This is a genomic window from Albimonas marina (assembly GCF_029223255.1).
Classification (GTDB): Bacteria; Pseudomonadota; Alphaproteobacteria; order Rhodobacterales; family Rhodobacteraceae; genus Albimonas.
Window position 1 is genome coordinate 196,602 of sequence record NZ_JARHUC010000002.1, and the last position, 23,608, is coordinate 220,209.

Here is a 23,608-nt window from a genome sequence, read left to right on the forward strand (position 1 = left end):
GGGCGCGAGGCCCCTGGCCACGCGCCCCTCCAGTCCACGCGTATCGCCGCGCGGCGGTCAGGAGAGGGCCTTGACCACCTCCTCGGCGCGGATGATGCCCAGGTCCTCGCCGTCCTTGCCGCGGACCTGGAGGGTGGGGCTGTCGGCGAGCCGCTCCAGCACCTCGCGGACCGGCATGTCGGGGCCGATCACGCCGCAGCCCTCGGGCGCATGGCCGGGCTGGGCGACGTCGGAGGCGCGCAGCACCCCCAGCGGGTTCATGTGGGCCACGAAATCCTCGACGTAGTCGTTCGCAGGCTCGCGGATGATCTGCTGCGGGGTGCCGCATTGCACGATGCGCCCGCCCTCCATGATCGCGATCCGGTCGCCGATCTTGAACGCCTCGTCGAGGTCGTGGCTGACGAAGATGATGGTGCGCTGGAGGTTGCGCTGAAGCTCCAGCAGCTCGTCCTGGAGACGGGTGCGGATCAGCGGATCGAGGGCCGAGAACGGCTCGTCCATCAGCAGGATCGGCGCCTCGGTCGCGAAGGCGCGGGCGAGGCCCACGCGCTGCTGCATGCCGCCCGAGAGCTCGGCCACCTTGCGCTCCGCCCAGTCGGTCAGGCCGACGAGGTCGAGCTGGGCGCGGGCCTTCGCCTCGCGCTCCTTCTCCGACATGCCGGCGAGCTCGAGGCCGAGGCCCACGTTGTCGACCACGTTGCGCCAGGGCAGCAGGCCGAACTGCTGGAAGACCATGGCGACGCGGCTCAGCCGGATCCGGCGCAGGGTCTTCGCGTCGCAGGTCGAGACGTCGGTCATCCCCTCGCCGTCGTTGACCAGCACCCGGCCGCGGCAGACCGGGTTGAGGCCGTTGACCGCGCGCAGGAGCGTGGACTTGCCCGAGCCCGAGAGGCCCATGAGCACGAGGATCTCGCCCTCGCCGACCTCGAGGCTGCAGTCGTGGACGCCCAGAACCTGGCCGGTCCGCTCCTGGATCTCGGCGCGGGTCTGGCCGCGGTCCATCAGGGGGAGGGCGGCGTCGGGGTCGCCGCCGAAGACGATGTTCACCGCGTCGAAGGTCACGGCGGCGGGGCGGGTCTGTCGCGTGGTCATGCTCGCCCCCGTCACTTGCGCTGGCCGATGCGCAGGATGCGGTCGAGCATGATCGCCACGACCACGATGATGAAGCCGCTCTCGAAGCCGAGGGCCGTGTTCACCTGGTTGAGCGCGCGCACCACCGGCACGCCGAGGCCGTCGGCGCCGACCAGGGCCGCCACGACGACCATCGAGAGCGAGAGCATGATGGTCTGGTTCAGGCCCGCCATGATCTGCGGCAGCGCATAGGGCAGCTCCACCTTCCACAGCTTCTGCGAGCCGGTGGCGCCGAAGGCCTCCGCCGCCTCGAGCAGCGGCTTGGGGGTGGAGACGACGCCCAGGTAGGTCAGGCGGATCGGGGCGGGGACCACGAAGATCACCGTGGCGATCAGGCCCGGCACCATGCCGATGCCGAAGAAGACGATGGCCGGGATCAGGTAGACGAAGGTGGGCAGCGTCTGCATCAGGTCCAGCACCGGCTGCATCCAGGCGTAGAGGCGCGGGCGGTGGGCTGCGGCGATGCCGATGGGCACGCCCACGGCCATGCACACGATGCACGACGAGACGACGAGCGACAGCGTCTCGGTCATCTCCTCCCAGTAGTCCTGGTTGAGGATGAAGAGGAAGCCCAGGAACACGCCCAGGCACAGCTTCCACGAGCGCTGCAGGAACCAGGTCAGGGCCACGAAGACCGCCACCACGAGGATCGCCGGCGGCTCCTGCAGGATCCACAGCAGCGCCTCGATCATCGCCGACATCACGTCCGCGAGCCCGTCGAAGAACCAGCCGCCGTGATCCTGCAGCCAGTCGAAGAACGCGCCGGCCACCTTGCCGACGGGTATCTTGTAGTCGCTCAGCCAGTCCAAGCTGGTCCCCTCTTCCCTCGAAAGCGTCGGCGGAGCGGCGCCCTGCCCGCCGCGACGCGCCTCCCCTGGGGACGCGGTCTAGCCTGCGGGCGGTGCGCGCGCACCGGTCTTTCTCCGATCTCCGGCGACCCTTGAGCCGGGGCGCCCGCCGGGATCGGGGCCTCTCCCCCGGCGCGCCGGGGAGGGCGGGCGGGAGGCGCGTCGGGGGAGAGGCCCCGCGCGCCGTCCCTGGATCTTCGGGCGCCGGTCGGACCGGCCCCCTCGCGGCGGGCCGGGCCCCGGGCGCCGCGCCGGCCTCCGCGTGCCTCCCCGGGCGCCCCCTCAGGCGCGCCGGGGCGCGGGGCTCACAGCCCCAGCTCGGCCTTCACCGCCGGCAGGCCGGGCTCGCCGTCCTTGGTGGTGACGCCCTCGAGCCAGGGCTCGATCACGCCGGGGTTGGCCTTCAGCCAGGCCGCGGTGGCGTCGTCGGCATCCTCGCCCTCGTCGAGGATCTTGCCCATGATCTCGTTCTCCATCGCCAGCGAGAACTTCATCTGCTTCAGGAGCTTGCCGACGTTGGGGCACTCCTCGACGTAGCCCTTGCGGGTGGTGGTGTAGACCTGGCCCTCGCCGCCGAAGAAGTCCTCGCCGCCGGTGAGGTACTTGAGCGAGAAGTTGGCGTTCATCGGGTGCGGCTCCCAGCCGAGGAAGACCACCGGCTCCTCCTTCTTGTAGGCGCGCGCGACCATGGCGAGCATGCCCTGCTCGGAGCTCTCGACGACCTCGAAGTCCTTGAGGTCGAACTTGTTCTCTTCGGTCAGGCTCACGAGGTAGACGTTGCCCTCGTTGCCCGGCTCGATGCCGTAGATCTTGTTGTCGAGCCCTTCGGCGAACTTGTGGATGTCCGCGTAGGTCTTCAGGCCCTGGTCGTAGAGGTAGGTGGGCACGGCGAGCGTGTACTTGGTGCCCTCGAGGTTCACCGCGATCTGCTCGATCTCGCCCTTGTCGAGATAGGGCTGGATGGCGCCGGTCTGGGCCGGGATCCAGTTGCCCAGGAACACGTCGACGTCGTCGCTTTCCAGCGAGGCGAAGGTCACCGGCACCGAGAGGACCTTCACGTCCACGTCGTAGCCCAGCCCCGTCAGCACGTGCTTGGCGATCGAGGTGGTGGTGGTGATGTCGGTCCAGCCGACGTCCGAGAAGGTGACCTCGTCGCAGTCGGCCCGCGCGGCCAGCGGCGCGCCGGCGACGGCGGCCAGCGCGATGGCGGCGCACGCACGGGTCAGGAAGGAAGAGGACTTCATCTGCATCTCCTGTCGGGTCGGGCCCGGCCCCGCGACGTCGCCCCGAGGGGTGCGCCGCGCGGCGGGGTTGCTTTTGATTGACGGCTCAATCAAAAAACAGATGGAGCCGGAAGTAAACGGTTGTGTTCGGACAAGGACCACGGAATGCCCCGGATCGGAATGGAAACCATCCGCCGCGAGACGCTGATCCGCGCCACGATCGCAGAGATCGGGCGCGTGGGATCGCTGGACGTGACCGTGGGCCGGATCGCCGCGCGCGCCGGCGTTTCGGCGGCGCTGGCGCATCATTACTTCGGCTCCAAGGACCAGATCTTCCTGGCCGCGATGCGCCATATCCTAAGGGAATTCGGCGCTTCGGTGCGCGAGCGGCAGCGCGCGGCGACCGGCCCCGCGGCGCGCATCCGGGCGCTGGTCGAGGCCTCGTTCTCGGGCGAGCAGTTCGACCGGGAATGCGTCGCCTCGTGGCTCGCGTTCTACGTGCTGGCCCAGACCGCGCCGGAGGCGGCGCGGCTGCTGCGGGTCTATGCGCGGCGGCTCGATTCGAACCTGGTCCATGACCTGCGGCCCCTGGTCGGCGAGGCCGAGGCGAGGCGAATCGCCCAGGGAATCGCCTCGATGATCGACGGGCTCTACATCCGCTGCGCCCTGCAGGACCGCGCCCCCGACGCCGAGGAGGCCAAGCGCCTGACGCTGGACTACCTCGACCTCTCCCTCGCGGCCTGCGCCGCCCGGACGCGTCCCGCGCCCGGCGGGGCCGGGGCCGCCCTGCCCGCTTCTTCGACGGCGCAGGGCGCGCCGTCCCCCCGCACCGCCAGCGACAGCCGGAGGCTTCCCGCCGAATGACGACCCCCGCCGCGACGCCCCGGCGTCCCAACATCCTGATCCTGATGGTCGACCAGCTGAACGGGACCCTGTTCCCCGACGGCCCGGCGGAGTGGCTGCACGCCCCCAACCTCAAGGCGCTGGCCGCGCGCTCGGTGCGCTTCGCGAACGCCTACACCGGCTCGCCGCTGTGCGCGCCGGGGCGGGCGAGCTTCATGTCGGGCCAGCTTCCGCGGCGCACCCGGGTCTACGACAACGCGGCCGAGTTCGCCTCCTCGATCCCCACCTACGCGCATCACCTGCGCCGGGCGGGCTACGCCACCACGCTGTCGGGCAAGATGCATTTCGTCGGCCCCGACCAGCTTCACGGCTTCGAGGAGAGGCTGACCACCGACGTCTACCCCGCCGACTTCGGCTGGACCCCCGACTATCGCAAGCCGGGCGAGCGGATCGACTGGTGGTATCACAACATGGGCTCGGTCACCGGCGCGGGCGTGGCCGAGATCACCAACCAACTCGAATACGACGACGAGGTCGCCTACCACGCGGTGCGCAAGGTCTATGACCTCGGCCGGCGCAAGGACGAGCGGCCGTGGATGCTGACCGTCAGCTTCACCCACCCGCACGACCCCTACGTGGCGCGCAAGAAATACTGGGACCTCTACGAGGACTGCGATCACCTCGCGCCCCCGGTCCCCGCGATCCCCTATGCCGAGCAGGACCCGCATTCGAAGCGGCTGTTCGACGCCAACGACTGGCGCAGCTTCGACATCACGGGGGAGGACGTCCGGCGGTCGCGGCGGGCCTATTTCGCCAACATCTCCTATCTCGACGACAAGATCGGCGAGATCCTCGAGGCGCTGCGCGGAACCCGGCAGGCGGAGGACACGATCGTCCTGTTCCTCTCCGACCACGGCGACATGCTGGGCGAGCGGGGGCTGTGGTTCAAGATGAGCTTCTTCGAGGGCTCGGCCCGGGTGCCGCTGATGATCGCGGCGCCCGATCTCGCGCCCCGGCGGGTGGAGACGCCGGTCTCGACCATCGACGTGACCCCGACGCTGGGGGCGCTCGCGGGGGTCGATATCTCCGAGATAGCGCCCTGGACCGACGGTGAAAACCTCGTCCCGCTGGCGCAGGGCGAGCCGCGGGAGGCGCCGGTGCGCATGGAGTATGCGGCCGAGGGTTCGAACGCGCCGCTGGTCGGCCTGCGGCAGGGCCGCTGGAAATACGTGCACTGCGAGCTGGACCCGCCGCAGCTCTTCGACCTCGAGGCCGATCCGCATGAGCTGACCAACCTCGCCGACGACCCCGCCCATGCCGAGACGGCGGCGGGCTTCGCGGCGCAGGTCGCCGCGCTGTGGGACCTGCCGGCCTTCGACGCCGAGGTGCGCGAGAGCCAGGCCCGGCGCTGGGTGGTCTACGAGGCGCTGCGCAACGGGGCCTATTACCCGTGGGATTTCCAGCCGCTCCAGAAGGCTTCGGAGCGCTACATGCGCAACCACATGGATCTGAACATTCTCGAGGAATCCCAGCGGTTTCCACGGGGAGAATGAGGCGCGCACGCAGGCCGCCTGCGGCCCGCGCGACAAGCGAGGAGAGCTTGCATGGCGACGATCAAGGTGCATGGGCGCGCCACGTCCTCGAACGTGCAGACGGTGATGTGGTGCGCGGCCGAGCTGGGGCTCGAGGTCGAGCGGACCGACGTGGGCGGCGCCTGGGGCGGCACCGACACGCCCGAGTATCGCGCGATGAACCCCAACGGCACGATCCCCGCGGTGGAGATCGACGGCGTTCCCCTGTTCGAGAGCGCCGCGATCGTCCGCTGCCTGGCCGCGATGCACGGGGACGAGGCGTTCTGGCCCCGCGATCCGCTGGCGCGCGCGACGCTCGACAAGTGGGCGGAGTGGGCGAAGGTCACCTACCAGCCGGTGTTCCTCTACCAGGTGTTCGTGCCGCTGGTGCGCCAGACGGCCGAGCAGCGCGACCCGGCGGCGCTGGAGAAAGGCGTCGCCGCGACCGCCCGCGTGCTGGGGATGCTGGACGCGCACCTGGCGACGTCGCCGTGGATCGGCGAGGCGTTCTCCTTCGCCGACGTGATCGCGGGGCACCTGCTCTATCGCCTCCACCGGCTGGAGGAGACCGGGGAGCTGACGATGCCCCCGCATCCCAACGTCAGCCGCTACTACGCGGACCTGACGGCCCGGCCGGCCTTCGCCGAGCACGTGATGATCTCCTTCGACAACCAGCGCCCGGGAGGATCGGGGCGATGAGCGGCACGCAGCGGCGCGGCGTCTCGATGGAGGCGGATTTCGTGGTGGTGGGCTCGGGCTCGGCCGGCTCGGCGCTGGCGGCCCGGCTGTCGGAGGACGGCGCGAACTCGGTGCTGGTGCTCGAGCACGGGGGCACCGACGCGGGGCCCTTCATCCAGATGCCCGCGGCGCTGAGCTATCCGATGAACATGCGCCGCTACGACTGGGGGTTCCTGAGCGAGCCGGAGCCGAAGCTGAACAACCGCCGCCTGGTGGTGCCGCGGGGCAAGGTCGTCGGCGGCTCCTCGTCGATCAACGGCATGGTCTACGTGCGCGGCCATGCCCGCGACTACGACCACTGGGCCGAACAGGGCGCGAGCGGCTGGGGCTACGCCGACGTGCTGCCCTACTTCAAGCGGATGGAGAGCTGGCACGACGGCGGCCATGGCGGCGACCCGGACTGGCGCGGCCGCTCCGGCCCCCTGCACGTCACCCGCGGCCCGCGGGAGAACCCGCTGTTCCACGCCTTCGTCGAGGCCGGCGTCCAGGCGGGATACGAACGGACCGACGACTACAACGGCGAGAAGCAGGAGGGCTTCGGCCCGATGGAGCAGACGGTCTGGAAGGGCCGTCGCTGGTCGGCGGCGAACGCCTATCTCAAGCCCGCCCTGAAGCGGGCGAACCTGGCGCTGCACCGCTGCCTCGCGCGGCGCATCGTCATCGAGGACGGGCGCGCGGTGGGCGTGGAGGTGGAGCGCGGCGGCGAGGTCTCGGTGATCCGCGCGCGGCGGGAGGTGGTGCTGGCGGCCTCCTCGATCAACTCGCCCAAGATGCTGATGCTCTCGGGGATCGGGCCGGGGGCGCAGCTCGCGGCCCACGGGATCCCCGTGGTCGCGGACCGGCCCGGCGTGGGCGCGAACCTGATGGACCACCTCGAGGTCTACATCCAACAGGCCTGCACCCAGCCGATCACGCTGTTCAAGCACTGGAACCTGTTCGGCAAGGCGCTGGCGGGGGCGGAGTGGTTGTTCCTCAAGACCGGTCTCGGCGCCTCGAACCAGTTCGAGAGCGCGGCCTTCGTGCGCTCCCGCGCGGGCGTCGACTACCCCGACGTGCAGTTCCACTTCCTGCCGATCGCGGTGCGCTACGACGGCCAGGCGGCGGCGGAGGGGCACGGCTTCCAGGCGCATGTGGGCCCGATGCGGGCGGAGTCGCGGGGCGCGGTGACGCTGCGCTCCGCCGACCCCAACGAGGCCCCGAAGATCGCCTTCAACTACATGTCGACCGAGCAGGACTGGATCGATTTCCGCCGCTGCATCCGCATCGCGCGCGAGATCTTCGCCCAGCCCGCCTTCGACGCCTTCCGCGGCAAGGAGATCCAGCCGGGCGCGCAGGTCCAGTCCGACGCGGAGATCGACGCCTTCATCGCCGAACATGCCGAAAGCGCCTACCACCCTTGCGGCACCTGCCGCATGGGGCGCGCGGACGACGCGACGGCGGTGGTGGATCCCGAGTGCCGGGTGATCGGGGTCGAGGGGCTGCGGGTCGCCGACAGCTCGATCTTTCCGCGGGTGACCAACGGCAACACCAACGCGCCCTCGATCCTGGTGGGCGAGAAGGCGGCGGACATGATCCTGGGCAAGCCCCCCCTGCCCGCCGAGAACGCCGAGCCCTGGATCAACCCGCGCTGGCAGGTCTCCGACCGCTGAGAGGCGCGGCGAGGGAAGAAAAGGGGCCGAGGGACGGGACGCAGGGACGCCGGACCGCCCTCGGCCCGCGCCGGCCGGAGGCTCGGCCGGCGGGGACCCGGATCGCTGAGGCGTGGATCCGGGACCGACGGGGTCAGGCGCGGCGGCGGGCGACGAGGCCTAGGCCGGCGAGCGCCGCCCCCAGCAGGCCGGCGGCCGCGGGCAGCGGCACCGCGGCGGCCTGCGCCTCGCCCACCAGCAGGTAGCCCTCGCCGAGCTCTCCCGGCAGCGCGTCGCCGTAGGTCCAGAAGGACGTCCCGGGCTGGTTGAAGTGGAACTGCCACTGGCCGGACGAGATCTGCAGGTAGGCGTCGGTCGCGTAGTCGCCGTCGTCGTAGCCGAGTTCCATGTAGGGCGAGAGATCGGCGGAGAGGTAGAGCGCGTCGGGCGTCGCCAGCAGCCCCCAGGCGAAGATGTAGGCGTCGCCCAGGGCCCCGTCCGCGTCGCTGAGCGTCACGCTCACGCCGCCGGTGCCGGCGAAGGTCAGCGACCAGGCGGTGATCGCGGCGTCGTCGATCTCGCCCAGCGTGCCGTCGGTGGTGATGGTCCCCGAGACGCTCGCCTGGTCGGCGCCGCCGTAGAGCGTCGGGATCCTCACCTCGTAGACGACGGTCGCGGCGGCGGGCGAGGCGAGCAGGCAGGACAGGGCGGCCGCCCCGAGCAGTGGTCGGATCATCCGGTGGTTCCCCCAGGGCCCGCGGGCGCGCGCTCGCCCCCACGGCGGAGCGTCGCGCCCTCGGGCGGCGCGCCGGCCGGGGCGGCGCGCGCGACGGCGCCGGGCCCCGGCCGGGGCGATTGGGCGGAGCCTACGATCCGGCCGCGGCCCGTGCAATTCGCAAGGCCTTGGCAAGTTTGGCATATCTGGCGCCGGCTGGAAGAGGCTGGAAGATCGCGGGCTCAGCGCCCGGTGCGGCTCCACCGCTCCAGCCGGCGGGCGGCGACGCCGAGCAGGACGTAGAGGAGCACCGCGCCCAGGGCGAGCACGAAGAGGGAGGCGAACATCAGGTCGGTCTTCGCCCGTCCGTTCGCCAGCAGCATCAGGTGGCCGAGGCCCTTGGAGGCGCCGACCCACTCCCCGATCACCGCGCCGATGGGGGCGTAGACTGCGGCGAGCCGCAGGCCGGAGGCGAGGTCGGGCAGCGCCGCGGGCAGGCGCAGGCGCCACAGCTCGCTCCACCGCGAGCCGCCCATCACCGCCGAGAGGTCGAGCAGCGCCGGATCGGTGCGCCGCAGGCCGTCGAGGAAGGCGGAGGTGACGGGGAAGTAGATGATCAGCACCGTCATCAGGATCTTCGAGCCGATGCCGTAGCCCAGCCACAGCGTCAGGATCGGGGCCAGCGCGAAGACCGGCACCGCCTGGCTGAACACCAGCGCCGGCAGCAGCACCCGGCGCGCGAGGGGCGAGAGCGCGAGATGGATCGCCGTCGCCGCCCCCAGGATCGCGCCCAGCGCGAGGCCGGCGAGCACCTCGATCAGCGTGTAGGCGCCGTGTTCGAGGATCAGGGCGCGGTTGTCCCACAGCGCCTGCGCCACCCGCAGGGGACTGGGCAGGATGAAGGGCGCGACCCCGGTCGACCACACCACCGCCTGCCAGATCGCCAGCAGCACCAGCGCGGCCGCGAGACCGCCGAGCGCGGAGCCCCCCCTCATGCCCCCTGCCCCCGAACGGCGTCGGCGGGCGCCAGCAGTCGGCGGGTCAGGCGGGCCTGCGCCTCCAGCACATCGGCGCCGGCGGGGTCCCGCAGGGGGGCGGTGGCGGGGGGCGCGGCCTCCTCGACCCCCGTCTCGGTCATCAGCAGGATGCGGTGGCCCAGGCGCGCGGCCTCGTGCGCATCATGGGTCACCAGCAGCACCGTGCGCCCGGCGAGCGCGCGGAAGGCCAGCGCCTGCATCTCGGCGCGGGTGCGCACGTCGAGCGCGCCGAAGGGCTCGTCGAGAAGGGCGACGGGGCGATCCTCCATCAGCAGGCGGGCGAGCGCCGCGCGCTGGCGCATGCCGCCCGAAAGCTCCGAGGGGGTCTTGGCGGCGTGATCGGCGAGGCCGACGGCCGCGATCATCTCCGCCGCCCGGGCCCGGTCGGGCGGGCGGCGGCGCAGGCGGGCGCCGAGGACCACGTTCTCGGCCACCGTCAGCCAGGGGAGCAGCAGGTCGGACTGCGCCATCCAGGCGACCCGGTCGCCCAGCGGCGCGCCCTGCTCGTCCCCCGCGGTCCCGTCGAAGGCGACGCCGGTCGGCAGGCCCGCCAGCAGGCGCAGGAGCGTGGACTTGCCCACGCCCGAGGGGCCCAGCAGGCAGGTCCACAGGCCCGCCGGCGCGGTCATCGAGAGGGGCGCGCCCCCGCCCCCCGCCCCGGTCGGGTCGAGGTCGAGACGACCCGAGAGGCGAAGACCGGGGGGGCGCATTCACTCGGCCGGCTGGGCGGTGACGTCGATGGCGAAGCGGGAGACGGGCCAGGCCTCGTCCACCAGCCCGGCCTCGGCCAGCCACGCCTCGAACGCGGCCCAGCGGCCGGCGGAGAAGGCGGCGGGGCGCAGGGCGAAGCGGGGGACGGTGTCGACCCAGGCCTTCTCGTTCAGCTCGTCCTGGAGCTCGGTCGAGGTCCCGGCGAAGATCTCCCAGCTTTCCTGCGGGTGGTTGACGATGAACTGGGTGCCCCGCTCGACGGCGTGGAGGAACTTCGCGATCGTCTCGCGGTTCATGGTCTCGGGATTGGCGAGGAAGATCAGCTCGTCATAGGCGGGCAGCCCCTCCTCCTCGAGGTAGAAGCATTTGCCGGGGCGGCCCTCGATCTCCATCTGGTTGAGTTCGAAATTGCGGAAGGCGCCGATGACGGCGTCGACCTGGCCGGACATCACCGCGGGGGAAAGGGACCAGTTGACGTTGATCAGCTCGACGTCGTCGAGCGTGAGCCCGGCTTTGCCGAGGACGGCGGTCAGCAGCGCCTCCTCGACGCCCGCGACCGAGTAGCCGATCTTGCGGCCCTTGAGGTCGGCGACGGTCTGGACGGGGCCGTCGGCCATCACCAGCAGGCAGTTGAGGGGCGTGGCGACCAGCGTGCCGACGCGGATCAGCGGCAGGCCCTCGTGCACCTGGAGGTGCAGCTGGGGCTGGTAGCCCACCGCGATGTCGGCGCGCCCGGCGGCGGCCATCTTGGGAGGGTCGGCGGGGTCCGCGGGGGCGACGATCTCGACCTCCAGCCCCTCCTCGGCGAACCAGCCCTTCTCCTGCGCCACGACGATGGGGCCGTGGTCGGGGTTCACGAACCAGTCGAGCACCAGGGTCAGCTTCTCCTGCGCGGCGGCCGGCAGGGCGGTCGCGCCGGCCAGCGTCAGGGCGGCGAGGGCGGCGGAAAGGGCGGAGGATCGGAGCATGTCGGGCCTCGTCCAGGCGCCGCGGGATGCGGCGCGGTTGCAGGTCCGGGACCCTGGCGACGGAGGAGGCGGGTCGACGCGCCTCTCCCCTGGGGAGGGCCGTGCGCGCCGCATCCGTTTCCCTTCGCCGGCATGACCCGGATCAGGTTCGACGGGTTGATGCGCACACGCACCTCTCAGCCCCTGGTCTTGGGACGCCCCGACGGATGGGCCGAGCTAACGCGGGCGGACGGGGCCTGTCAACGACGGGGATCAGGAACCGGACCGGGCGGCAAGACGCGGAAGCGCAAGGACCTGCCCCGCTGCTGCAGCGCAGCAATTGAGATCATGATTTCATAATGTTTTACAGACACATCCGGGCGGCCGATTCCGAATCAGGGGCGAATCGGGCGCCCCGAACGGGCCATGCCGCGGGGCGCGGCGGGGGCGATTCGCGGGCGGATCCGGCCGCCCTGCCCCGCATATGCGAAGGGCCGCTCCGTGCCCGGAGCGGCCCCTTTCGCGGTCTCGGCGTCGTCGCGCCCGCCTCCCGTCTCCCTGCGGACGGGGCGCGCGTCAGTCGTCGCGATACACCTTCTCGCGCCGCTCGTGCATCTCCTGCGCCGCGAGGCTCAGGGTGGCGATGGGGCGGGCGTCGAGACGTTTGAGGCTGATCGGATCGCCGGTGACCTGGCAGTAGCCGTAGGATCCGTCCTCGATCCGGCGCAGGGCCGAGTCGATCTTCGAGATCAGCTTGCGCTGCCGGTCCCGGGTGCGCAGCTCGAGGCTGCGGTCGGTCTCGGCGGAAGCGCGGTCGGCCAGGTCGGGAACGGACTGGCCGCTTTCCTGCAGGCCTTCCAGCGTGCTGCGGCTTTCGGCCAGGATGCTTTCTTTCCAGTCGGTCAGTTTGCGGCGGAAGTATTCCCGCTGCCGAGGGTTCATGAAAGGTTCATCCTCGGACGGAAAATACTCGGCCTCAAGCACGATTTCGGACTTCATCGCCAGGCACCTCGATGCTCGTCTTGCCACCCCGCGGCGACCCATCCGGAGCCGGCGGCCTCCTGGCCTGAACGCGCCGAGCGTTCGCCGGAGGGCCTGTCGCGCCGCGCCCCTTGCGTCGCCGCGGGTTCGTATAGACCCCGGTCACGATTAAGTCACGCGAAAGGTTCGTTACCGACACGCCCGGCCGTAAATGCCCATATCTTCGGCGCCGCACCGCATCATTCCGCACAGTATGTCGGCGCCCCAGACTGTTGGCGGAAGCCGACGCGGACGAGTCGTCGCCGCCCCGCGCCTCGCCCTTGCCCATACCCGCCCGTATGTGCCACCAATTTCGTGAGGCGTCCCGACCGCCAGACGGAACGCTCCGGTCAGGAGCGGCGCAGGCGCAGGGACGCGGGAGAAACGCACCGGGGAGCGGCGAAAGCCCATGAAGTTCGAAGGCACGCGCGACTACGTCGCCACCGAGGACCTGAAGATCGCGGTGAACGCCGCCATCACGCTGGAGCGTCCGCTCCTGGTCAAGGGAGAGCCGGGGACCGGCAAGACCGAGCTGGCGCGCCAGGTCGCCTCGGCGCTCGACCTGCCGATCATCGAGTGGAACATCAAGTCCACCACCAAGGCCCAGCAGGGCCTTTACGAGTACGACGCGGTCAGCCGCCTGCGCGACTCCCAGCTCGGCGACGAGCGGGTGCGCGACGTGCGCAACTACATCAAGCAGGGCAAGCTCTGGGAGGCGTTCGACGCCGAGCAGAAGGTGGTGCTGCTGATCGACGAGATCGACAAGGCCGACATCGAGTTCCCCAACGACCTCCTCCAGGAGCTCGACCGGATGGAATTCTACGTCTACGAGACCGGCGAGCTGGTGCGCGCCAAGGTCCGCCCGATCGTGCTGATCACCTCGAACAACGAGAAGGAGCTGCCCGACGCCTTCCTGCGCCGCTGCTTCTTCCACTACATCCAGTTCCCCGACGCCGAGACCATGTCGGAGATCGTCAAGGTCCACTTCCCCGACATCAAGCAGAGCCTGCTGCGCGGCGCGCTGACCCAGTTCTACGACATCCGCGACACGCCCGGCCTGAAGAAGAAGCCCTCGACCTCCGAGGTGCTGGACTGGCTGAAGCTGCTGATGGCCGACGACCTGGACGCGGCCGACCTGCGCCAGTCGCCCACCGACGCCCTGCCCCGCCTGCACGGCGCGCTGCTGAAGAACGAGCAGGACGTGCACCTGTTCGAGCGGCTGGCCTTCATGGCGCGGCGCGAGCGCTGAGCGCCGCGCGCGGGGCCTGAGCGCCCCGGCCCCCGGGATCGCCCCCTTTCAGCCCCCCGGCGCGGCCGCGCCGGGGGGCTTCGTTTCGACCGGGCGCCGCGGCGGACCGGGCGCCTGCCGGAGCCTCCCGCCCGTGGCGCGCGGCGGGCGCGGCGCCGGGCTCGGCACGGCCGCCGGCGGAGCGCCTCCCCCCGGCGGCGTCCTGACCGCTTGCCCCGCGTCGCGGGCGGCGCCACAAGATCGCGCATGAGCATCGTGATCCGCCCCCTGACGACGGCCGACGAGGCCGAATGGCGCCGCCTGTGGAAACTGTATCTCGAGTTCTACGAGACCACGGTTCCCGAGGAGGTCTACGCCTCCGCCTTCGCCCGGAACCTTTCGGACGAGCACCCCGACATGAACGCCCTGGTGGCGGAACGGCCGGACGGTCAGGGCCTGATGGGCCTGGTCCACTACATCTTCCATCGCCACAACTGGCGGCTTGAGGACGTGGTCTACCTCCAGGACCTGTTCGTGGACCCCGACGTGCGCGGCGGCGGCGTGGGCCGGGCGCTGATCCAGGCGGTCTACGACCGGGCGGACGCGGCCGGGACCCCGGCGGTCTACTGGCTGACGCAGGAATGGAACTACAAGGGGCGGATGCTCTACGACCAGATGGCGACCAAGTCGCCCTTCATACAGTACCGACGGTGAGCCGCGCATGCCTCTGCTGATCGCTTTCGTCCTGTTCTTCGCCTGGGGCTGGTGGCGCGCCCGCAAGGCCGGCGGCGGCGTCGCCGACCGGGTGCGCTACGGCCTGATCCACGGCCTGGCGGTGGCGCTGGTCCTCTACGCCGTCGCCACGCTGGGCGACTGGCAGGGGCTGACCAATTGAGCCGGCTGGCGAGGCTCGCGGGCCTGGCGGCCGCGCTGGGGGCGACGACGCTCCTGGCGGGGTGCGAATACGCCGAGCAGTGGCGCCTGAAGCAGTCGGAGGAGGCCGCCTTCTCGCGCGAGATCGCGGCGGTCGACCGGGAGAACTGGTGCGGCCTCTACAACCCCGAAGTGGACGTCCAATACGTGGGCCCGCCCGCGCAGGGGGCCGAGGCGCCGGTGTTCTACACGTTCGAGCTGATGGGCCTGCCCGACTTCCGGGCCCTGGGCTACGACGCGATGATCTCGAAGCGGATCTGGCACGCCGAGGACTCGACCCATGAGGTCCTGATGCTGGTCGCGGCCGAGAGCGGGACCGACCACCTCACGATCCTGCAGCGCGCCGCCGACCGCACGCCGGTGAAGACCGACGCCTCGGCCCGCGCCTTCCTGGAGTGCCTGGTCGGGCCGTGACGCCATCCAGCTGGCCCGCGCGCCACGGCGCGCGGGCCGGCTAGAGGCGGTCACGCCGCCGTCACGTCTCCTGCGGCAGGGTGAGTCCCGACCGGCCGGGCCGCGCCCGGCGCCACGATGGAGACGCCCATGCCCGCCCTCGCCCTCGCTTCCCGTCGGCCCTTCGCTCCGGCCGCCCTGCGCGCCGCGCGCGACGCCGCCCTGGTCGGCGTGGCGCTGACGCTGCTGACCCTGCCCGCGCTCGCCCAGGACGCGCCGACGAAGAACGAGGGCCTGTCGGGCAAGCTGCTGCACGAGATGCCGTTGGCGCCCGAGTTCCAGGAGACCGGGACCCGCATCCTGCGCGCCCGGTTCCTGCGGGTGGAGGCCGGCGGCGTGGTGGCGCGCCATTCCCACGCCGATCGCCCCTCGATCGAATACGTCCTGTCGGGCGAGGCGGTGGAGCATCTCGACGACGGCACGACCACGGTCTACCGCGCCGGCGACGCGATCCCGGCGGACCACTCCAAGACCCACTGGTGGACGATCGGCGACCAGCCGGTGGAGATCCTGGCGGTCGACATCTACGTGCCGCAGGCGAACTGAGGCTCAGACCCGGGACGCAGGGCGCCGGCCCCTGCCCGTCCGCTCGACGCGAGGCCCCGCCGCCCGCCCCGGGCGCGCCCCCCGCCGCGCGCCGCGGGCGCGACCCCCGCCACGGGCGCGCGGCCCGACGCGGCGCCTCCTCCGGCTTCCGCGCGCGCCTGCCGGCGGTCGGCGGATTCCCTGTCGCGATCTACGCGTCCCCCCTTCCCCGCGGGGGGGCATACTTGCTAGTATGCCGCCATGTTCACCGATCTCTTTCTGGGCCTCCGCGAGGCCAAGGTGCCGGTCAGCCTGCGCGAGTATCTCACGCTGCTGGAGGCCATGGACAAGCGTCTGGTGCAGTACGACGTGGAGGGGTTCTACTACCTCGCCCGCTCGGCGCTGGTGAAGGACGAGCGGAACATCGACAAGTTCGACCGCGTCTTCTCCGAAGTGTTCAAGGGGCTCGAGGCCGTCTCAGGCGCGCCCGAGGGCGCCGAGGCCATCCAGCTCCCCGAGGAGTGGCTCCGCAAGATGGCGGAGAAGCACCTCTCGAAGGAGGAGATGGCCGAGATCGAGGCGCTCGGCGGCTTCGAGAAGCTGATGGAGACCCTTCGCGAGCGGCTGAACGAGCAGAACGGCCGCCACCAGGGCGGCAACAAGTGGATCGGCACCGCCGGCACCTCCCCCTTCGGCGCCTACGGCTACAACCCCGAGGGCGTGCGCATCGGCCAGAAGGAATCGCGCCACCGACGCGCGGTGAAGGTCTGGGACCGGCGAGAATTCAAGGATTTCGACGACTCGATCGAGCTGGGCACGCGCAACATCAAGGTCGCCCTCAAGCGCCTGCGCCGCTGGGCCCGCGACGGCGCGGACGAGGAGCTGGACCTCGACGGCACCATCCGCTCGACCGCCGAGCACGGCTATCTCGACGTGAAGACCCGGCCCGAGCGGCGCAACGCCGTGAAGGTGGTGCTGTTCCTCGACGTCGGCGGCTCGATGGACGACCACATCAAGGTGATGGAGGAGCTGTTCTCCGCCGCCACCTCCGAGCTGAAGCACATGGAGCACTACTACTTCCACAACTGCCTCTACGAGGGCGTGTGGAAGGAGAACAAGCGCCGCTGGTCGGACAAGATCCCGACCCATGACGTGCTGAACAAGTTCCCCAAGGACTGGAAGTGCATCTTCGTGGGCGACGCCTCGATGTCCCCTTACGAGATCGCCTACCCCGGCGGCGCCTCGGAGCACTGGAACGAGGAGGCGGGCGAAGTCTGGCTGCGGCGGGCGATCGACAAGTGGCCCTCCAACATCTGGATCAACCCGGTGCCCGAGAGGCAGTGGCGCTACACCCACTCGATCGGGATGATCCAGGAGATCTTCGCCGGCCGCATGCACCCGATGACGCTCGAGGGGCTGTCGGCGGCGATGAAGGAACTCAGCAAGTAACCTCCGGGACGGGGGCGCCGCGGCGGCCCGCGCGCGGGTCGCGAAGGCGCGCCCGCGGCGCGGGGCGGGCGTCGGCGCCTTGGGGACGGTTTCTCCAAGGGCGAGGGCGCGTGGGCTGCAAGGGCGCGGGCGCTTCCGGAACCCACCAGAGAACAAGGCCCGCGCCTGTTCTCCGGATCCGTCCATCGCTGAAGATGCCTGAGCGACTCGGCGGGCGGGGTCAAGGACAAGCCCCCTTCGGGGGTCGCTGCGCGATCCCTGACCCCGCCCGCCGAGTCGCTCTGAACGGCATCAGCGATGGACGGCTCCGGAGAACAGGCGCTGCCGCGGGGGCTTGGGGCGGGCGGCGCGGGCGCCCGGTAGGCGAGGCTTGCTCAAAAGGGCGACGCTTCGCGGGCGCGCAGGCGCTGACAGGACGGGCGGGAGCGCCTATCTAGCACGGATGCTGAAGTTCCTGCCCTTCCTCCTCGTCATCGGCTACGCCCTGATCGCCTGGCGCTGGTCCGCCTGGCGGCTGAAGCGGGAGCTCGCCGAGCGGGCGCGCCCGCTGGATCATCCCGAGATCGAGGCCGCAGTGCGCCGCCTGGGCCGCGCGCTGGAGATCCCGCACCTCCAGGCGCATGTCTACGACGTGCCGGTCTTCAACGGGCTGGCCGCGCCCGACGGGCGGGTGTTCGTCACCGCAGGCGTGCTGGACCAGCACCGGCTGGGGCGGGTGAGCACGGACGAGGTCGCCTCGATCGTGGCGCATGAGCTGGGCCACGTGGGGCTGGGGCACTCGCGCCGCCGGATGATCGACTGGACCGGGCAGAACGCGATCCGCTGGGCGGCGGTGGCGATCCTGGGCCGGTTCATCCCCTTCATCGGCCCCTGGATCGGCGCGATGCTGGCGAGCCTGCTGGCCGCGCGCCTGTCGCGGCAGGACGAATACGAGGCCGACGCCTTCGCCGCCGCGCTGATGCGCAAGGCGGGCCTCTCGCGGGACGCCCAGGCGAGCCTGCTGCGCAAGCTGGAGCGGATGAACCCCGGCTCCGGCGGCGTCGCCTGGCTGATGAGCCACCCGCCCTCCGAAAAGCGCGCCCGCGCCATCGAGGCGCTTCAGGCCGACTGGGACGCCCGCGGCGCCCCCGACCCCGCCCTCCGCAACGGCTGACGGCGCGCCGCCCGCCCCACGCGCCCCGGCGCGACGCCGGCCACGGCCGCAAAGCGCCTGTTCTCCGGAGCCGTCTCTCGCGGATGCCGGAAAGAGCGACTCGTCCCCGCCGGTCAGGGATCGCGAAGCGACCCCGCGCTTGCGCGGGGCTTGTCCTTGACCGGCGGGGACGAGTCGCTCAGGCATCCCTCAGCGAGAGACGGCTGCGGAGAACAGGCGCGGCCCTGTTCTTTGGTGAGTCAGGAGCCCGCCGGAGGCTCCAGTCCTCCGCAATCCCGGCGCGCCCGCCTGCAACAGGCCCAAGCCCGCCCGCAGGGCGCCCGTAGACCGCGCGCGCCGCCTCGCGGCGCGCCTCCGCCCCTCGCAGCAGGCGGCTTCAGTAGCCCGGGTAGCGCGCCGGGCGGCGTTCCTCGGCCGCGTCGATGGTGCGGATCGTCCATTCCACCGCGTTGCGCATCGCCCGTCCCAGCGCCTCGTCGAAGGCGTTGGCGACGGCGAGCATGCCGGGCTCGGTCGCCTCGACCGCCGCGGGGAAGGCCTGGGAGCCGATGATCAGGCCCTGCGGCTCCTGGATGATCTTGATGTTCAGGCGCACGCGGGCCAGCACCGGCTTGGAGTCCGGCCCCTCGACCGGGGCGCCCTGCTGGAGTTCGCCCTGGAACTCGCGCAGGTCGGTGATGACGGTGAAGTCGTTGCGCAGGCCCACCGAGCTCTGGCTCACGGCGGCGACCTTGCCGGTGTTCTCGAAGCTCTCGACCATCAGGCGCTGCACCACCAGGGGGGCGCGGTCGACCCAGCGGGCGCCGGAGAAGTACTTCACCTGCAGCGGGTTGGGCTTGATGGCGATGCGGTCGGTGTTGACCGAGGCGTCGGCCGTCGGCGCCTCGACCACGATCTGGGCGCCGACCTCGGGCAGGTCGGACGCGAAGGTGCTTTTCGGCGACAGCGAGTAGAGGTCGGGCGCGGTGGCGACGCCGCCGATGCTGGCCAGCTCGGCGCAGCCGGTCAGGCCGAGGCAGGCCGCGGTCGCGAGGACCAGGCCCCGGCGGGCGCGGAAGGCGGCGGTCGGGCTCATCGGGAGATCTCCGAGGACTGGGTTCCGAGAATGAAGCGGGCGGGGTCGCGCTCGACCCGGTTCGAGATCCGCTCGAGGTTCGAGATCAGGCGGCGGCCTTCCTCGACGAAGCGCACGATCTGCGGAAGGCCCGTGCGCAGGAAGTCGTCGACCTGGTACTGGTTGCGCGACAGGGTCGAGTTCAGCGAGCCCATCAGCTGGTTGGCCGAGCCCGCGGCCCCCTTCACGTCGCCGGTGATCGCCTCGAAGTCAGACGACATCTTGGCGACCGTGTCCTCGAGCGTGCCGACCGCGACGCGCACGTCGGCGATGGTGTCGGCGATGTCGCCCTCGACCAGGCCGTTGACGCTGTCGAAGGTGGCCTGGGCCGAGGTCAGCGCCGTGTCCGCCTTGCCCATGGCCGAGGTGATCGAGCCCAGCGTGGCGTTGGCGTTGGCGAAGGTGGCGGACGCGGTCGCCAGCGCCTGCTCGGCCTGGAGCACCAACGGGTCGAGCTTGCCCGCGGCGCCCGAGAAGTCGTTCGCCACCCGCTGGATCGCCTGGTTGGCGGTGGTCGCGGCGGCGCGCACCTCGGCCACCACGGCGGGCACGTCGGACTGGATGATGCCGTTGATCGTCTCGATCGCCGCGCGGGCGTCGGTGGCGGCGAGGCGCGCCTCGGCCACCAGCGCGGCGCCGTCGCCGCGGGCAAGCTGGTCGATCCCGTCCGAGGTCTGCTGGATCGAGGCCATGGTCGCCGTCGCCTGGTCGATGGCGACGGAGGCCTTGGCCATCACCTCCTGGGTCGAGTCGAGGCGGGACTGGGTGGTCTCGATCAGCTTCTCGGCGTCCTCTGCGATCACGGCGATGCGCTGGTCGAGGTTGATCGTGGTCTGGCGCGCGGTCTCGGCCAGCGGGCCGAGCTGCTCCTTCATCAGCGTGTCGGCGGAGGCGAGCGCGGTGCGCGCCTCGGCCACCATCGCCGCGCCGTCGCCCTGGGCGAGCGCGTTGACGGTGTTCGAGGTGTCCTCGAGCGAGGCCATCAGACGGTCGGCGTTGGCCATCGTGGTCTTGAGGTTCGCCAGCGTCTCCTCGGCCTCGCGCAGGCGCAGGGCGGCCTCGGCGCCGGCCTCGGCGAACCGGTCGAGGGTCTCGGCCGCGCGCCCGCCCAGCGCGGTGGTGGTGGTCTGGAGCGCGAGGGCCGCCTCCGACACCCGGTCCACGGCCTCGGGCACGCGGGTCTGCATCAGGGCGTCGGCGGTCTCGATGGTGCGGCCGACCTGGTCCTGGAGGCCGCGCACGGCGTCCTCGGCGGCCTTCAGCGTGGTTTCGCCCTGGGTCAGCAGGCCGGGGATGCGGTCCTTCATCAGGAGGTCGGCGGAGGCGAAGGCCTCGCCCGCCGTGTCGATGGTGGTGGTGGCCGCGTCGATGGTGGCCTTGGACTTGTCGATGGCCTCGGTCGCGGTGCGCAGGGTCTCGTCCGCCGTGTCGGCCAGCGCCTCGAGCCGGTCGGTGAAGTCGGTCAGCTTCTGGGCGGCCGAGCCCACGTCGGCCGAGAGCGTGTCGACGCTGCTGAGGGTCGAGTTCAGCTTGCTCGACGCGTCGGAGACGTTGGCGAGGATGTCGCGCACCGCCTGCTGGTTCTCGTCGTTGACGAAGCCCTTCACGTCCTCGAGCAGGTCGATGGCCTGGTTGAGCAGCGCGGGGGCGCCGTCGAACAGCGACTGGAAGGCGGAGGGCTTGGACTGGATCGTCGGCCGCCCCGGCTGGTTTCTCAGCAACGGCGCCTCGGCCGTGCCGCCCGAGAGCGAGACGTAGCTGACGCCGGTGACGCCCGCCATCTCGAGCGTCGCCTCGGTGTCGGTCTTGATCGGGGTGGTGGCGTCGATCTCGACCACCACGCGCACCTTCGAGGGATCGTCCTGGTCGAGCCCGAGGCTGACCACCTGCCCCACCGGCAGGCCGTTGAAGCGCACGTCGCCGGCCTCGTTCAGGCCCGACACGCTCTCGAACAGGATGTCGTAATAGGCGTAGCTGCGGTCCACCTGCACCTTGGCGAGCCACAGCAGGAACCCCAGCGCTCCGATCAGTCCGGCCAGCGCGAAGGCGCCGATCAGGACGTAGTTCGCCCGCGTCTCCATGCGCGTCTCCCTATCCCGTCAGGTCCCCTGCGCGGCGCGCGCGCGGGGCCCGTGGAAATACTCGTGAACCCAGGGGTGATCGACGCTCAGCATGTCCTTCATGCTGCCGGTCACCAGCACCTTCTTCTCGGCCAGCACCGCGATGCGGTCGCAGATCGCGTGCAGGCTGTCGAGGTCGTGGGTCACCATGAACACCGTCAGCCCCAGGCTTTCCTGGAGCTGCTTTATCAGGTCGTCGAACGCGGCCGCGCCGATCGGGTCGAGGCCCGCGGTCGGCTCGTCGAGGAAAACGATCTCCGGCTCCAGCGCCAGGGCGCGGGCGAGGCCGGCGCGCTTGCGCATGCCGCCCGAGAGCTCGGAGGGGAACTTCGATCCCGCGAAGCCCGGCAGGCCGACGAGGCGGACCTTGAGGTTGCCCAGCGCGCGCATCAGGGCGGGCGAGAGCTTGAGGTGCTCGCGCATCGGCGCCTCGATGTTCTCCAGCACCGTGAGGGAGGAGAACAGGGCGCCGTCCTGGAAGAGGACGCCCCACCGCTTCTCGACCTCCCGCCGCTCCTTGTCCGAGAGGGTCAGGACGTCCTGGCCGAAGACCTCGATCTTGCCGGCCTTGGGGCGGTTGAGGCCGACGATGGTGCGCAGCAGCACCGACTTGCCGGTGCCCGAGCCGCCGACGATGCCCAGCACCTCGCCGCGGTAGACGTCGAGGTCGAGGTTTTCGTGCACCACCTGGCGGCCGAACTGGTTGACCAGCCCGCGGACCCGGATCACCGCCTCGCGCTCGGAGGCGGGGGCGGCGTGCAGCGCGTCGGGGGAGCCGTCCATCACACGCCCATCTCCGAGAAGAAGATCGAGAACACGGCGTCGATGACGATGACGAGGAAGATCGCCATGACCACGGCCTGGGTGGTGCGCTGGCCGACGCTCTCGGCCGAGCCGCCGACCAGCATGCCCTGCCAGCAGCCCACCACGGCGATGACGACGGCGAAGAACGGCGCCTTCACCATGCCCACGATCACGTGCCAGACGCCCGTCGTCTCGTAGAGGCGCGTGATGAACATGCCGGGGCTGACGCCGAGGTCCACCCAGGCCATCAGCCCGCCGCCGATCAGGCCCGCCATGTTGGAAATGAAGCCGAGCACGGGCAGCATGATCAGCAGCGCCAGCGTGCGCGGCACCACCAGCACGTCGATGGGGTCGAGCCCCAGCGTGCGCATGGCGTCGATCTCCTCGCGGATCTTCATCGAGCCGATGGAGGCCGCGAAGGCGGAGCCGGAGCGGCCCGCGACGATGATCGAGGTCAGCAGGATGCCGAGCTCGCGCAGCAGCGAGATGGCGATCAGGTTCACCACGAACACTTCCGCGCCGAACTGCTGGAGCTGGCTCGCGCCCTGGAAGCCCAGCACGATGCCGATCAGGAAGCTCATCAGCGCCACGATGGGGAAGGCGTTGAAGCCCGCCTCCTGCATGTGGTGGAAGAGCGCGGCCTTGCGCAGAGTCCAGGGGCGCAGGATCCCGGCGACGAGGCGCGTCAGCGTCAGGCCCAGGAAGCCCAGCAGCGAAACCGCGGTGTCCTTCACGCCCACCACCGAGGCGCCGATTCCCTCGAGCCAGGCGACGAAGCCGCGGCGGCCGTCGTCGGCGGCGTCCTTCTCGGGGAGGGAGCGGGCGACCGTCTCGATCAGGGCGGCGCGGGCGGGATCGCCGGGGGCGATCTCGACGCTCGCGCCCTCGGCCTCGAGCCGGGCCTTGAGCTGGAGGATCAGCCAGGCCCCCGCGGTGTCGAGCGCCTCGACCTCGGTCAGGTCCAGCGTGACGGGCTTGCCTGAGGGGGGGCGCAGGTCCGCCGCGGCCTTCTCCAGCGCCATCAGCCCGGCCACCACCAGCCGGCCGCCGAAGCGGGCGACGGCGCGGTCGGGTCCGTCCTCGACGGCGAGCGCCGGGGGCGCGGAGAGGGTGGGCGTAGCGGCCATGAGCCGACCCTCGCGGCTGTCGGTCGGAAGCGCAAGGGGCCACGGGTCGCGGCGGGCGCGCATGGCGGGCGATCCCGCTCCGTGGGGCCCGCGGCGCAGGCGCGGCCCCCGGCCCGGCGCCCCCCGCGGCGGCACGCAGGCGGCGGGTTCGGGGGCGTCCGGCGACGGTCGCGGGCCGGCGCGCGGGGCCCCGGCGCGGCCCCGGCGGCCGGCGGCGAGCGGCCCCGGCGGTCGCGGGGGGCTGCGCGCATCGCCGCCCGCCCTTGCCGGAGGCTCGGGCGCGCCCCTAT

At 71.5% G+C, this 23,608-nt stretch carries 23 protein-coding genes and 1 riboswitch; of the genes, 11 read left to right on the forward strand and 12 right to left on the reverse strand.

Translation table 11 applies throughout. The features are described 5' to 3' along the window. Window positions 1-57 precede the first annotated feature (57 nt). From choV to choX, 3 genes are all read right to left on the reverse strand, one after another. The gene (gene choV, locus P2H44_RS04665; protein WP_275762282.1) at window positions 58-1,092 is read right to left on the reverse strand and encodes a choline ABC transporter ATP-binding protein; all 1,035 of its coding nucleotides are present in this window, start codon (window positions 1,090-1,092) and stop codon (window positions 58-60) included. An 11-nt stretch (window positions 1,093-1,103) separates the two neighbouring features. Then, a complete protein-coding gene (gene choW / locus P2H44_RS04670) occupies window positions 1,104-1,940 on the reverse strand; it encodes a choline ABC transporter permease subunit (RefSeq protein WP_275762283.1) in 837 nt (278 codons plus the stop codon). 344 nt (window positions 1,941-2,284) lie between these two features. Next, on the reverse strand, window positions 2,285-3,223 hold the full coding sequence (gene choX / locus P2H44_RS04675; protein ID WP_275762284.1) for a choline ABC transporter substrate-binding protein: 939 nt from the start codon (window positions 3,221-3,223) through the stop codon (window positions 2,285-2,287). 144 nt (window positions 3,224-3,367) lie between these two features. Between choX and betI the strand changes: the two genes are divergently transcribed. Genes betI through betA form a run of 4 tightly spaced genes read left to right on the forward strand, consistent with a single transcriptional unit; the run spans window position 3,368 to window position 8,003 of the window. After that, window positions 3,368-4,066 (forward strand): transcriptional regulator BetI, encoded by a 699-nt coding sequence (gene betI, locus P2H44_RS04680; RefSeq protein WP_275762285.1) that lies wholly within the window; start codon window positions 3,368-3,370, stop codon window positions 4,064-4,066. Beyond that, complete coding sequence (gene betC / locus P2H44_RS04685) at window positions 4,063-5,598, forward strand: choline-sulfatase (protein WP_275762286.1); 1,536 nt, start codon at window positions 4,063-4,065, stop codon at window positions 5,596-5,598. Before betI ends, betC begins: the two co-directional genes overlap by 4 nt. 51 nt (window positions 5,599-5,649) lie before the next feature. Beyond that, the gene (locus tag P2H44_RS04690) at window positions 5,650-6,315 is read left to right on the forward strand and encodes a glutathione S-transferase family protein (RefSeq protein WP_275762287.1); all 666 of its coding nucleotides are present in this window, start codon (window positions 5,650-5,652) and stop codon (window positions 6,313-6,315) included. A gap of 26 nt (window positions 6,316-6,341) precedes the next feature. Then, window positions 6,342-8,003, forward strand: coding sequence for a choline dehydrogenase (gene betA, locus P2H44_RS04695; RefSeq protein ID WP_275762881.1), 1,662 nt, complete (start codon window positions 6,342-6,344; stop codon window positions 8,001-8,003). A gap of 133 nt (window positions 8,004-8,136) precedes the next feature. Here betA and P2H44_RS04700 read toward each other — a convergent pair whose 3' ends face one another. The 5 genes from P2H44_RS04700 to dksA form a co-directional block, all read right to left on the reverse strand. Further along, on the reverse strand, window positions 8,137-8,718 hold the full coding sequence (locus P2H44_RS04700) for a VPLPA-CTERM sorting domain-containing protein (protein ID WP_275762288.1): 582 nt from the start codon (window positions 8,716-8,718) through the stop codon (window positions 8,137-8,139). Window positions 8,719-8,939: 221 nt separating this feature from the next. Further along, window positions 8,940-9,692 (reverse strand): ABC transporter permease, encoded by a 753-nt coding sequence (locus P2H44_RS04705; RefSeq protein ID WP_275762289.1) that lies wholly within the window; start codon window positions 9,690-9,692, stop codon window positions 8,940-8,942. Beyond that, window positions 9,689-10,444 (reverse strand): ABC transporter ATP-binding protein, encoded by a 756-nt coding sequence (locus P2H44_RS04710; RefSeq protein ID WP_275762290.1) that lies wholly within the window; start codon window positions 10,442-10,444, stop codon window positions 9,689-9,691. The genes P2H44_RS04705 and P2H44_RS04710 overlap by 4 nt, the downstream gene beginning before the upstream one ends. Next, window positions 10,445-11,413, reverse strand: coding sequence for an ABC transporter substrate-binding protein (locus P2H44_RS04715; protein WP_275762291.1), 969 nt, complete (start codon window positions 11,411-11,413; stop codon window positions 10,445-10,447). A 101-nt stretch (window positions 11,414-11,514) separates the two neighbouring features. Next, window positions 11,515-11,625, reverse strand: a riboswitch (TPP riboswitch). Between the two features lie 343 nt (window positions 11,626-11,968). Then, window positions 11,969-12,391: an RNA polymerase-binding protein DksA gene (gene dksA / locus P2H44_RS04720; RefSeq protein WP_275762292.1), complete on the reverse strand. Its 423-nt coding sequence runs from the start codon at window positions 12,389-12,391 to the stop codon at window positions 11,969-11,971. A 430-nt stretch (window positions 12,392-12,821) separates the two neighbouring features. Between dksA and P2H44_RS04725 the strand changes: the two genes are divergently transcribed. The 7 genes from P2H44_RS04725 to P2H44_RS04755 all read left to right on the forward strand — a co-directional run bounded on the left by P2H44_RS04725 (window position 12,822) and on the right by P2H44_RS04755 (window position 18,153). Then, window positions 12,822-13,661 carry an AAA family ATPase gene (locus tag P2H44_RS04725; RefSeq protein WP_275762293.1) on the forward strand — a complete coding sequence of 280 codons (840 nt, stop codon included), beginning with the start codon at window positions 12,822-12,824 and terminating at the stop codon, window positions 13,659-13,661. 246 nt (window positions 13,662-13,907) lie between these two features. Next, the gene (locus P2H44_RS04730; protein ID WP_275762294.1) at window positions 13,908-14,354 is read left to right on the forward strand and encodes a GNAT family N-acetyltransferase; all 447 of its coding nucleotides are present in this window, start codon (window positions 13,908-13,910) and stop codon (window positions 14,352-14,354) included. 7 nt (window positions 14,355-14,361) lie between these two features. Continuing rightward, window positions 14,362-14,535, forward strand: coding sequence for a hypothetical protein (locus tag P2H44_RS04735; RefSeq protein ID WP_275762295.1), 174 nt, complete (start codon window positions 14,362-14,364; stop codon window positions 14,533-14,535). After that, complete coding sequence (locus P2H44_RS04740; protein WP_275762296.1) at window positions 14,532-14,987, forward strand: hypothetical protein; 456 nt, start codon at window positions 14,532-14,534, stop codon at window positions 14,985-14,987. Before P2H44_RS04735 ends, P2H44_RS04740 begins: the two co-directional genes overlap by 4 nt. A gap of 129 nt (window positions 14,988-15,116) precedes the next feature. Then, window positions 15,117-15,572: a cupin domain-containing protein gene (locus P2H44_RS04745; RefSeq protein ID WP_275762297.1), complete on the forward strand. Its 456-nt coding sequence runs from the start codon at window positions 15,117-15,119 to the stop codon at window positions 15,570-15,572. Window positions 15,573-15,812: 240 nt separating this feature from the next. Next, the gene (locus P2H44_RS04750; RefSeq protein WP_275762298.1) at window positions 15,813-17,000 is read left to right on the forward strand and encodes a vWA domain-containing protein; all 1,188 of its coding nucleotides are present in this window, start codon (window positions 15,813-15,815) and stop codon (window positions 16,998-17,000) included. 442 nt (window positions 17,001-17,442) lie between these two features. Further along, on the forward strand, window positions 17,443-18,153 hold the full coding sequence (locus P2H44_RS04755) for a M48 family metallopeptidase (RefSeq protein WP_275762299.1): 711 nt from the start codon (window positions 17,443-17,445) through the stop codon (window positions 18,151-18,153). A gap of 376 nt (window positions 18,154-18,529) precedes the next feature. Here the strand turns inward: P2H44_RS04755 and P2H44_RS04760 are convergent, their stop codons facing one another. The 4 genes from P2H44_RS04760 to P2H44_RS04775 are packed head-to-tail and all read right to left on the reverse strand — an operon-like array spanning window position 18,530 to window position 23,318. Beyond that, window positions 18,530-19,228: an ABC-type transport auxiliary lipoprotein family protein gene (locus P2H44_RS04760; protein WP_275762300.1), complete on the reverse strand. Its 699-nt coding sequence runs from the start codon at window positions 19,226-19,228 to the stop codon at window positions 18,530-18,532. Next, window positions 19,225-21,348, reverse strand: a complete 2,124-nt coding sequence (locus P2H44_RS04765) for an MCE family protein (protein ID WP_275762301.1) — start codon at window positions 21,346-21,348, stop codon at window positions 19,225-19,227. The genes P2H44_RS04760 and P2H44_RS04765 overlap by 4 nt, the downstream gene beginning before the upstream one ends. A gap of 18 nt (window positions 21,349-21,366) precedes the next feature. Next, window positions 21,367-22,170: an ABC transporter ATP-binding protein gene (locus tag P2H44_RS04770; RefSeq protein ID WP_275762302.1), complete on the reverse strand. Its 804-nt coding sequence runs from the start codon at window positions 22,168-22,170 to the stop codon at window positions 21,367-21,369. After that, a complete protein-coding gene (locus P2H44_RS04775) occupies window positions 22,170-23,318 on the reverse strand; it encodes an MlaE family lipid ABC transporter permease subunit (protein WP_275762303.1) in 1,149 nt (382 codons plus the stop codon). Before P2H44_RS04775 ends, P2H44_RS04770 begins: the two co-directional genes overlap by 1 nt. Window positions 23,319-23,608: the final 290 nt, after the last annotated feature.

Coding starts and splice junctions, on each gene's coding strand:
- P2H44_RS04710 (WP_275762290.1), bottom strand. CDS start 10,444: ATGCGCCCCCCCGGTCTTCGCCTCTCGGGTCGTCTCGACCTCGACCCG.
- P2H44_RS04735 (WP_275762295.1), top strand. CDS start 14,362: ATGCCTCTGCTGATCGCTTTCGTCCTGTTCTTCGCCTGGGGCTGGTGG.
- P2H44_RS04705 (WP_275762289.1), bottom strand. CDS start 9,692: ATGAGGGGGGGCTCCGCGCTCGGCGGTCTCGCGGCCGCGCTGGTGCTG.
- P2H44_RS04765 (WP_275762301.1), bottom strand. CDS start 21,348: ATGGAGACGCGGGCGAACTACGTCCTGATCGGCGCCTTCGCGCTGGCC.
- P2H44_RS04755 (WP_275762299.1), top strand. CDS start 17,443: ATGCTGAAGTTCCTGCCCTTCCTCCTCGTCATCGGCTACGCCCTGATC.
- P2H44_RS04770 (WP_275762302.1), bottom strand. CDS start 22,170: ATGGACGGCTCCCCCGACGCGCTGCACGCCGCCCCCGCCTCCGAGCGC.
- P2H44_RS04775 (WP_275762303.1), bottom strand. CDS start 23,318: ATGGCCGCTACGCCCACCCTCTCCGCGCCCCCGGCGCTCGCCGTCGAG.
- P2H44_RS04725 (WP_275762293.1), top strand. CDS start 12,822: ATGAAGTTCGAAGGCACGCGCGACTACGTCGCCACCGAGGACCTGAAG.
- P2H44_RS04730 (WP_275762294.1), top strand. CDS start 13,908: ATGAGCATCGTGATCCGCCCCCTGACGACGGCCGACGAGGCCGAATGG.
- choX (WP_275762284.1), bottom strand. CDS start 3,223: ATGAAGTCCTCTTCCTTCCTGACCCGTGCGTGCGCCGCCATCGCGCTG.
- P2H44_RS04690 (WP_275762287.1), top strand. CDS start 5,650: ATGGCGACGATCAAGGTGCATGGGCGCGCCACGTCCTCGAACGTGCAG.
- P2H44_RS04760 (WP_275762300.1), bottom strand. CDS start 19,228: ATGAGCCCGACCGCCGCCTTCCGCGCCCGCCGGGGCCTGGTCCTCGCG.
- betA (WP_275762881.1), top strand. CDS start 6,342: ATGGAGGCGGATTTCGTGGTGGTGGGCTCGGGCTCGGCCGGCTCGGCG.
- choV (WP_275762282.1), bottom strand. CDS start 1,092: ATGACCACGCGACAGACCCGCCCCGCCGCCGTGACCTTCGACGCGGTG.
- betI (WP_275762285.1), top strand. CDS start 3,368: ATGCCCCGGATCGGAATGGAAACCATCCGCCGCGAGACGCTGATCCGC.
- P2H44_RS04700 (WP_275762288.1), bottom strand. CDS start 8,718: ATGATCCGACCACTGCTCGGGGCGGCCGCCCTGTCCTGCCTGCTCGCC.
- P2H44_RS04715 (WP_275762291.1), bottom strand. CDS start 11,413: ATGCTCCGATCCTCCGCCCTTTCCGCCGCCCTCGCCGCCCTGACGCTG.
- dksA (WP_275762292.1), bottom strand. CDS start 12,391: ATGAAGTCCGAAATCGTGCTTGAGGCCGAGTATTTTCCGTCCGAGGAT.
- betC (WP_275762286.1), top strand. CDS start 4,063: ATGACGACCCCCGCCGCGACGCCCCGGCGTCCCAACATCCTGATCCTG.
- P2H44_RS04745 (WP_275762297.1), top strand. CDS start 15,117: ATGCCCGCCCTCGCCCTCGCTTCCCGTCGGCCCTTCGCTCCGGCCGCC.
- P2H44_RS04750 (WP_275762298.1), top strand. CDS start 15,813: ATGTTCACCGATCTCTTTCTGGGCCTCCGCGAGGCCAAGGTGCCGGTC.